The sequence below is a fragment of the Pseudonocardia sp. NPDC049154 genome, from assembly GCF_040648315.1.
Classification (GTDB): Bacteria; Actinomycetota; Actinomycetes; order Mycobacteriales; family Pseudonocardiaceae; genus Pseudonocardia.
This window is the reverse complement of the sequence record NZ_JBEZDN010000202.1, coordinates 1-8,522: the sequence shown is the minus strand read 5'-3', so window position 1 is coordinate 8,522 and position 8,522 is coordinate 1. Positions and strand designations below refer to the sequence as shown.

The 8,522-nt window shown below is 75.4% G+C and carries 6 protein-coding genes and 2 pseudogenes; 3 read left to right on the top strand and 5 right to left on the bottom strand.

What is annotated here, in order from left to right; all coding sequences use genetic code 11:
* From AB0B41_RS41725 to AB0B41_RS41715, 3 genes and pseudogenes are all read left to right on the top strand, one after another.
* Window positions 1–1,902: pseudogene (locus AB0B41_RS41725) on the top strand (hypothetical protein); the annotation flags it as partial.
* Between the two features lie 50 nt (window positions 1,903–1,952).
* On the top strand, window positions 1,953–3,032 hold the full coding sequence (locus tag AB0B41_RS41720) for a methyltransferase domain-containing protein (RefSeq protein WP_358212588.1): 1,080 nt from the start codon (window positions 1,953–1,955) through the stop codon (window positions 3,030–3,032).
* A gap of 1 nt (window position 3,033) precedes the next feature.
* Window positions 3,034–3,819: a GNAT family N-acetyltransferase gene (locus AB0B41_RS41715; protein ID WP_358212586.1), complete on the top strand. Its 786-nt coding sequence runs from the start codon at window positions 3,034–3,036 to the stop codon at window positions 3,817–3,819.
* Here the strand turns inward: AB0B41_RS41715 and AB0B41_RS41710 are convergent.
* The 5 genes and pseudogenes from AB0B41_RS41710 to infB all read right to left on the bottom strand — a co-directional run.
* Window positions 3,792–4,346: a methyltransferase domain-containing protein gene (locus AB0B41_RS41710; protein ID WP_358212590.1), complete on the bottom strand. Its 555-nt coding sequence runs from the start codon at window positions 4,344–4,346 to the stop codon at window positions 3,792–3,794. The two genes, AB0B41_RS41715 and AB0B41_RS41710, sit on opposite strands and share 28 nt — an antisense overlap.
* A 187-nt stretch (window positions 4,347–4,533) precedes the next feature.
* Window positions 4,534–5,514: a DHH family phosphoesterase gene (locus tag AB0B41_RS41705; protein ID WP_358212589.1), complete on the bottom strand. Its 981-nt coding sequence runs from the start codon at window positions 5,512–5,514 to the stop codon at window positions 4,534–4,536.
* 94 nt (window positions 5,515–5,608) lie between these two features.
* The gene (gene rbfA, locus AB0B41_RS41700; protein ID WP_358212585.1) at window positions 5,609–6,076 is read right to left on the bottom strand and encodes a 30S ribosome-binding factor RbfA; all 468 of its coding nucleotides are present in this window, start codon (window positions 6,074–6,076) and stop codon (window positions 5,609–5,611) included.
* A 67-nt stretch (window positions 6,077–6,143) separates the two neighbouring features.
* On the bottom strand, window positions 6,144–6,437 hold the full coding sequence (locus tag AB0B41_RS41695; protein WP_037047065.1) for a DUF503 domain-containing protein: 294 nt from the start codon (window positions 6,435–6,437) through the stop codon (window positions 6,144–6,146).
* 54 nt (window positions 6,438–6,491) lie between these two features.
* Window positions 6,492–8,438, bottom strand: a pseudogene (infB, locus tag AB0B41_RS41690) (translation initiation factor IF-2); the annotation flags it as partial.
* Between the last annotated feature and the right edge of the window lie 84 nt (window positions 8,439–8,522).

The window sequence follows — 8,522 nt, the reverse complement described above, 5'->3', positions numbered from 1 at the left end:
AGCACCCGGCAACTCACCCGGCTCTTCCACGACGAGCTGTCCACCACCCCGGCCCGCTACGTGGAGAACATCCGCTTCGACATGGGGAGGGCGCTACTCGACGTCGGTGCCCCCGCGCCCGACCGCGGTGAGGTGCTGTGCGCCCTGGGCGAGGCCGCCCTCGCGGCGGGTGATCCCGGGCGCTCCCGCGCCGCCTGTCGCGAAGCGGCCGCCCACGCCCGCCGGCACGACCGGCCCGACCTGCTCGCGACGGCGGCGCTCGGCGCCACCGGGGGCACCGCCGGCTTCGAGATCGACCTGCGCGACCCGGACCGGTGCACGCTGCTCGAGGAGGCGCTGGCCGTCGTCCCGCCAGGCGAGCAGGCCCTCCGTGCGGCCCTCGCGGCGCGGCTCTCGGTCGCGCTGTCCTTCACCGGCGACGAGCCGCGCCGCCTGGCCCTGGTCGACGAGGCCGTGGCCGGCGCCCGCCGGCTGGGCGACCCGCGCGTGCTGGCCGCGGCCCTCGCGGCCCGTTGCGACGCGACGGCCGGGCCCGCCCACGTCGTCGAGCGGCGGAAGGCGGCGGACGAGATCGTGACGTGTGCGCGGCGGGTCCGGGACCGCGCCACGGAGCTGCTCGGCCGGCGGCTGCGCGCGGTCGCGCTGGCCGAGGCGGGTCGCTGGGCCGACGTCGACGTGGAGATCGGCGAGTACGCGCACGTCGTGGAGCCGCTGCGGCAGGCCGGGCTGAGCTGGTGCGTCCCGCTCTGGCGTGGCGCCCGCGCGCTCGCCGCCGGCGACGAGGAGGCCTGGCGCCGGCACGACGCCGAGCTCGCTCGGCTGGTCTCGCGCTCGGGCAGCGGCAACGCGGAGATCCTGCTGCTCACCCAGCGGTTCGTCGCGGCGGTGCTCCGGGATCGGCCCGAGGAAGCGGACCTCGACGGCTTCCTGCGCCTGGCGCCGGAGCTCGGGGCCGCCGGGTACGCGACGAACGCCCTCCTGCGCGCGCTCACCGGCGAGGCGGGGGCGGCCGACCTCCTCGGCCGCTGGCTCGACGAGCGCGGTGCCGGGCCGCACGACAGCGAGTGGCTGCCCGAGGCCGTGCAGGCCGCGCAGGCCGCGCAGCTCCTCGGCGACCGCGCGGCCGGCGCCCGCACCTACGCGCTGCTGCTCCCCCACGCCGGGCTGTTCGCCGTGGAAGGGATGGTGGCCGGGACGTGGGGCTCGGTCGACGCGTTCCTCGGCCGGCTCGCCGCGCTCCTCGAGAACCGGCCCGCGGCGCGGCGGCACCTCGCCGCAGCGGTCGAGGCCGATGCACGCGCAGGCGCCGGCCTCGCCCGGCGGACCAGGGCGTGGGCGGCGGAGCTCGACCGCGGACCTGCGGAGTCCGGGGCCGGGCCCGCCGAGTTCCGCCGCGACGGCGAGGTCTGGGCCCTGAGCTACTCCGGCCGGACAGTCCGGCTGCGGGACAGCAAGGGCCTGCGCGACCTCGCCGTCCTGCTCGCCCGTCCGGGCCGCGAGGTCGCCGTGCACGAGCTGGCCGGCCTGCCCACACAGGACGGGAGCGGCCTCGCGCTCACCGACCGGACCGCCGTCGCCGCCTACCGGGCCCGGCTGCGCGATCTCGAGGAGGAGGTCGAGGAGGCCGCGGCGGCGCACGACCCGGAGCGCGCCGCCCGCGCCACGGCGGAACGGGACGCCCTGATCGCCGAGCTGAGCGCCGTCACCGGGCTCGGCGGGCGTCCGCGTCGAGCGGGATCCGACGTCGAGCGCCGGCGCAAGGCCGTCGGCAACCGGGTACGTGCGGCCGTGGACCGGGTCGCCGCGGTGCACCCCGAGCTGGGCAGGCACCTGCGCGCCTCGGTCCACACCGGCACCTTCTGCCGCTACGAGCCCGAGCGCGCGGTCGCCTGGCGGCTGTAGCACCGCTACGCGGTCCGTGGCGCCTTCTCCGGTGAGGGAAGGAGAACGCCATGACCGACACCCTGCCGACGAGCACCGCCTCGTCCACCGAGGAGCTCGCCGGCCGCCTGTTCGAGGCGGGTCTGGGCGCGTTCGAGCTGGCCACCGTGCTGCTCGGCGACCGGCTCGGCCTGTACCGGGCCCTCGCGGAACGCCCGTCGACCGCGGCGGAGCTGGCGAGGACCGCCGACGTCGACACCCGGTACGCCCGTGAGTGGTGCGAGCAGCAGGCCACGGCGGGCCTGCTCACCGTCGACGACCCGGCCGCGGATCCCGAGCAGCGCCGGTTCGGCCTGGTCCCGGGCAGCGAACCGGTGCTGATCGACCTCGACAGCCCCGCCCGGCTCGTCCCGCTCGCCGAGTTCGTCGAGTCCCTCGGCCGGGTGCTGCCCGCCCTGACCGAGGCCTTCCGCACCGGCGCGGGCGTGCCCTACAGCGCCTACGGCGTCCAGCACGCGCAGGCGGCGCTGAGCCGGCCCTGCTTCGTCGGGCAGCTGGTCCAGGAGTGGGTGCCGCGGGTGCCGGGACTCGACGCCCGGTTGGCCGCCGACAGCACCGTCGCCGAGTTCGGCTGCGGCGAGGGCTGGGCGGCGATCGCGCTCGCGCAGGGCTATCCCGGCGTGCGGGTCGACGCGTTCGACGTCGATCCGCCGTCGATCGAGGCGGCCCGCGAGCACGCGGTCGAGGCGGGCGTGGCCGACCGCGTGCGGTTCGTGGTCGCCGACGTCGAGGACCCGGCACTGACCGGCCGGTACGACGCGGTCTTCGCCTTCGAGATGCTGCACGACCTCGCCCATCCGGTCGCGGCGCTGCGGACCGCGCACCGGATCACCGAGGGCCCGGTCGTGATCATGGACGAGCGGGCCGACGAGGCCTTCTCCCCCGGCGCCGACCCGATGCAGCGCTTCCTGTACGCGGCCAGCGTGCTGCACTGCCTGCCCGTGGGGCGCTGCGAGCCGGACTCCGCCGCCACCGGCACCGTCCTGCGGCCCGACCTCCTTCGGCGCTATGCCGCCGAGGCCGGGTTCGCTGGGGTCACCGTGCTGCCGATCGAGCACGAGATGTTCCGCTTCTACCTGCTGGAGCCCTGACATGAGTGCTGGGACGAGCGCCCGCCCGACCACCGGCTGGGAGGAGACCACCCCCTCCGGAGACTCTCTGACCCTCGCCGCGGTGCGGGCCATGAGCGACCGGGCCGTAGCCTGGGCGGAGGCCGCCGGCGGCACCGTCCGCCGTGTCGGCGGGCTCCTGGTCGCCGACGCGCTGTCCCCCTGCGTGTTCCTCAACGCGGCGGTGTCCGCGGGGCCGGTGGACCTCGCCGCGGCACGCGCCGCGGACGTCGGGCCCGAACGACCCTGCCTGCTCGTCACCCCGCACCCCACGCCGGACCTGCGGCCCGCCGGCCTGGAGCTCATGGGGTGCCCGCACTTCATGGTGCGGCCCGCCGGCGGGGCCGCACCGCCGCCGCCACAGGACGTCACGGTGACCGAGGTGCACGACCCCGCAGCCCTCGCCGAGTGGGCGGCCGTGCTCGCCGCGGGCTTCCCCGTCCCCGCCTCGCCCGCACCGGCCGCCCTCCTGGGCGGCCCGGCACGGTTCTGGCTGGCGTACGCCGACGGCGGGCCGGTCGCGACCGCACTGTCCTGGACCCGGCACGGGGTGGTCGACGTGGAGTGCGTCGCCACCCTCCCGGAGCACCGCGGCCGCGGCATCGGCGCCGCGGTGACGTGGGCGGCCACACTGGCCGACCCCGCCCTGCCCGCCGTGCTGATCTCCAGCGACGACGGCCACGGCGTCTACCGGGCGATGGGGTACCTGCCGGTCTCGCGCTGGACGCTCTGGTATCGCCCTCAGGCGCGGGGGCGGCGGCAGACGTAGGCGTAGGCCGGGGGCAGGTTGCGCCAGACCGTCCGGCTCACCACGACCTCGTCGAACACGTCCGACAGCATCCGGCGGAACCGACGGGCCGTGGTCATCGCCGCGGTGTGGGTGTAGGCGAAGGTCGCGAAGGCGCCGGTCGGGCCGATCGCCGTGGCGACCTGGTCCAGGATGGCGCGCTGGGTGGCCCCGCCGAACAGCGACCAGGGCAGCCCGCTCACCACGGCGTCGACACCGGGCACCGAGCGCGCGGCGAGCAGCCCGGTGAGGTGCTCGGCGTCGCCGTCGACGACCTCCATGTCCGGGCGGGTCCGGCGCAGGTAGGCGGCCAGGCGGGGGTCGAGCTCCACGGCGAGGTGGCGCGCGCCGGCGGGCAACCGCTCGGCGATGGCCGCGGACACCGAGCCGGTGCCCGGCCCCAGCTCGACGACGGTGGGTGTGCCGTGGGTGGGGACCACCGAGGCCAGCAGGTCGGCCAGTCTCGGCGAGCTCGGGGCCACGGCGCCGATCTGGCCCGGGCTGCGCACCGCGGCAGCCAGGAAGGCGCGCCGCGGCCCGGCGGCGAGCGGCGGTGCGGGGCAGGTCGGGATGCTCCCGGCCACGCCACCCCGGGGGGTGGACGGGGCGGGGAGGGCGGGCTCAGCAGTCAAGTCGTCCTCCTCGTCGGGCCCGAGGGTACGCACCCCACCCTGAGAACGCGGTGAACGTGAGGTATCACGTTCGTCCGGATCGTCCCCGGGTCGCCAGCGCGGTCCGGATCGCCGCGAGGACCTCGTCGCGGGTCCCGTCGATCGTGAAGCCGGCGGCCCGCGGATGACCGCCGCCACCGAGCCCGACGGCCACCGCCGCGACGTCGACCGCGCCCCGCGAGCGCAGCGAGACGGTCCAGCGGCGCTCGCCGGCCTGCTTGAGCACCACGGTGACCTCGGCCTCGACGGCGGTGCGGACGTGGTCGACCACGCTCTCGACCTCCTCGGGCCGGAAGCGCCGGACGACGTCGAGCGGCACGGTGGCGTGCACCGTTGCCCGCCCGGCCGGCACGCCGGTCTCCAGCTCGGCGGCGGCGAGGATCCCGCCCAGCGCGCCCAGCCAGGCGAAGGGGTGCGAGTCGACGAGCCCGCGCATCAGCGGCTCGACGTCCACCCCCACCTCGACCAGCTCGGCGGCCAGCCGGTGCGGGCCCGGCCCGCCGATCCGGAAGCCGACGGTGTCCGTGGCCAGCCCCGCGTAGAGGCACCGGCCGATCTCGGGGTCGAGCGGGGTGCCGAGCTCGGCGAGGATGCGCCGGACCAGCATCACGGTCGCCTCGGCCCGCGGGTCGAGCACGCGCACGGTGCCGAAGCCGGGGTTCGACGCGTGGTGGTCGACGAGGACCGACCGGCCGGCGGCGTCGACCCGCCCGGCGAGCACGCCGAGCCGGTGCTGGTCGGCCGTGTCGCACGCGACCACGACCTCCGGCGCCTCCGGCACGGCCGACGCCGGGACCAGCAGGCCCGCGGAGTCCAGCGCGCGCAGGGACTCGGGTGCGGACTCGTCCCCGTCACGCACGCCGAAGGACACCTGCACGGACTTGCCGCGCCGGTGCAGCGCCAGCCCGAGCGCGCGGGCGCTGCCGAGGGTGTCGGCGTCGGGCGACACGTGCCCGAGGACGACGACCTCCTCCGCCTCGCGCAGGACGGCGGCGGCGTCGCGCACCGCCCGGGTGACCGCGCGGTCGATCGCGGCGTCGGCGTCGTCCCGGTCGTCCGGGCCCAACGCCGCGAACCGGGGCTGCGCGGTCACCGGCTGCTCACTCGTCCCCGGCCGCGGCGGAGTCGGGGTCCTCGTCGCGCGGCGCGCGGTAGGGATCGGCGTCGCCGGCGGGCCGGGCGCCGGCGGCCAGGCGGGCCACCTCGGCGTCGGACGCCCGGGTGCGGGCGAGCAGCTCCTCCATCCGGCGGGCCTCGTGCGGGACCTCGTCGGCGACGAAGGCCAGGCTCGGGGTGTGCCGGACACCGGTCTGGCGGCCGACCATCGTGCGCAGGACGCCCTTGGCGCTGTCGAGCGCGGCGGCGGCCCCGGCGGCGTCGGGCGCCTCGTCGACCGTGCGGCCGAGCACCGTGTAGTACACGGTGGCCTCGCGCAGGTCCCCGGTGACCCGGGTGTCGGTGATGGTCACCATCGCCAGGCGGGGGTCCTTCACCTCGTGCTCGAGCGCCCCGGCGACGATCTGCGAGATCCGCTTCGCCAACCGGCGGGCGCGGGCCTGGTCCACCATGACGCGCTCCTCCCTGCGGGCCGTGCACGGCGACCGTCGACGGGTCGAGGATCTCCGCTCACGCCGTTCAATCCTCCGGCCCCAGCATCCGGTGCCGGGCCGACAGCAGTTCCAGCTCGGGGCGGGCGGCCACCAGCCGCTCGCACGAGTCCAGCACGTCCGTGACGTGCCGGGGGTCCGCGGCGACGCAGGACACCCCGATCAGGGCACGGCGGTGCAGGTCCAGGTGCCCCGCCTCGGCGGCGGACACCGCGAAACGCCGCCGCAGCTCGGCCACGACGGGCCGCACGGCGGAGCGCTTCTGCTTGAGCGAGTGGACGTCCCCGAGCAGGACGTCCAGCTCCAGTGCTCCTACGTACATGTCACCTGCGCGACGGCGCGGCCGGTGGGGTACCGGCCGCGCCGCCGACCTCGATCACGCGCGGGGCTTCTCCCGCATCTCGAACGTCTCGATGACGTCGCCGACCTTGATGTCGCTGTACGTGCCCAGGGTCAGACCGCACTCGAAGCCCTCGCGGACCTCGACCACGTCGTCCTTGAAGCGGCGCAGCGAGCTGATCGGCAGGTTCTCCGCGATGACCACCGAGTCGCGCAGCAGCCGCCCGCGGGCGTTGCGGCGGATCTCGCCGTTCATCACGAGGCAACCGGCGATCGTGCCGAACTTGGAGGACTTGAAGACCTCGCGGACCTCCGCGCGGCCGAGCTCGACCTCCTCGTACTCGGGCTTGAGCATGCCCTTCAGGGCCTGCTCGATCTCCTCGATCGCCTGGTAGATCACCGAGTAGTAGCGGATCTCCACGCCCTCGCGGTTGGCCAGCTCCGTGGCCTTGCCCTCGGCGCGGACGTTGAAGCCCATGACGATGACGTTGTCCGCGATGGCGAGGTTGATGTCGCCCTCGGTGATGCCACCGACGCCGCGGTGGATCACCCGCAGGTCGACGTCCTCACCCACGTCCAGCTTCATCAGGGCGTCCTCGAGGGCCTCGACGGTACCCGAGTTGTCACCCTTGATGATCAGGTTGAGGGTGCTGGTCTCCTTCAGCGCGGCGTCGAGGTCCTCGAGCGACACGCGCTTGCGGCGGCTGGCCAGCTCGGCGTTGCGCTCGCGCGCCCGCCGCCGGTCCGCGATCTGCCGGGCCACCCGGTCCTCGTCGACGACGAGGAACGTGTCGCCCGCACCCGGGACCGAGGTCAGACCGATGACCTGCACCGGACGCGACGGGAGCGCCTCGGTGACGTCCGCGCCGTGCTCGTCGACCATCCGCCGGACGCGCCCGGAGGCGTCGCCCGCGACGATCGAGTCGCCGACCCGCAGCGTGCCGCGCTGGACCAGCACGGTCGCGACGGGGCCGCGGCCGCGGTCGAGGTGACCCTCGATCGTGACGCCCTGGGCCTCCATGGCCGGGTTGGCCCGCAGGTCCAGTGCCGCGTCCGCGGTGAGCAGGATCGCCTCGAGCAGCTGCTCGATGTTCGTCCCCTGCTTCGCGGAGATGTCGACGAACATCGTGTCGCCGCCGTACTCCTCCGCGACCAGGTTGTACTCGGTCAGCTGCTGGCGGATCTTCGCCGGGTTGGCGCCCTCGACGTCGATCTTGTTCACCGCGACCACGATCGGCACGTCGGCCGCCTGGGCGTGGTTGATCGCCTCGACCGTCTGGGGCATGACGCCGTCGTCCGCCGCGACCACGATCACCGCGATGTCCGTGGACTTCGCGCCGCGGGCACGCATGGCGGTGAACGCCTCGTGACCCGGGGTGTCGATGAAGGTGATCGGACGCTCGACGCCCTCCAGCTCCGTCTGCACCTGGTAGGCGCCGATGTGCTGGGTGATGCCGCCGGCCTCGCCCTCGCGGACGTTCGCCTTGCGGATCGTGTCGAGCAGGCGGGTCTTACCGTGGTCGACGTGACCCATGATGGTCACGACCGGCGGCCGGACGACCCAGTCCTCCTCGTCACCCTCGTCGCCGAAGGAGATGTCGAAGCTGTCGAGCAGCTCGCGGTCCTCCTCCTCCGGGCTGACGACCTGGACGTTGTAGTTCATCTCGTTGCCGAGGAGCTCGAGCACCTCGTCGGCGACCGACGCCGTGGCCGTCACCATCTCGCCCAGGTGGAACAGCACCTGGACCAGCGACGCCGGGTTGGCGTTGATCTTCTCCGCGAAGTCCGTCAGCGACGCGCCGCGCGGCAGCCGGATCGTCTCGCCCTGGCCCTTGGGCAGGCGGACGCCGCCCACCGAGGGGGCCTGCATCGAGTCGAACTCCTGGCGCTTCTGCCGCTTCGACTTGCGGCCCTTGCGGGCCGGACCGCCGGGACGACCGAAGGCACCCGCGGTGCCGCCGCGGCCTCGACCGCCGCCGCCACCGGGACGGCCCGCAAGGGCCGCAAGTCGAAGCGGCAGAAGCGCCAGGAGTTCGACTCGATGCAGGCCCCCTCGGTGGGCGGCGTC

What these genes read in the sequence shown, in the direction of transcription:
- AB0B41_RS41720 (WP_358212588.1), top strand. Translation starts at nt 1,953, where the DNA reads ATGACCGACACCCTGCCGACGAGCACCGCCTCGTCCACCGAGGAGCTC.
- AB0B41_RS41715 (WP_358212586.1), top strand. Translation starts at nt 3,034, where the DNA reads ATGAGTGCTGGGACGAGCGCCCGCCCGACCACCGGCTGGGAGGAGACC.
- rbfA (WP_358212585.1), bottom strand. Translation starts at nt 6,076, where the DNA reads ATGGTGGACCAGGCCCGCGCCCGCCGGTTGGCGAAGCGGATCTCGCAG.
- AB0B41_RS41695 (WP_037047065.1), bottom strand. Translation starts at nt 6,437, where the DNA reads ATGTACGTAGGAGCACTGGAGCTGGACGTCCTGCTCGGGGACGTCCAC.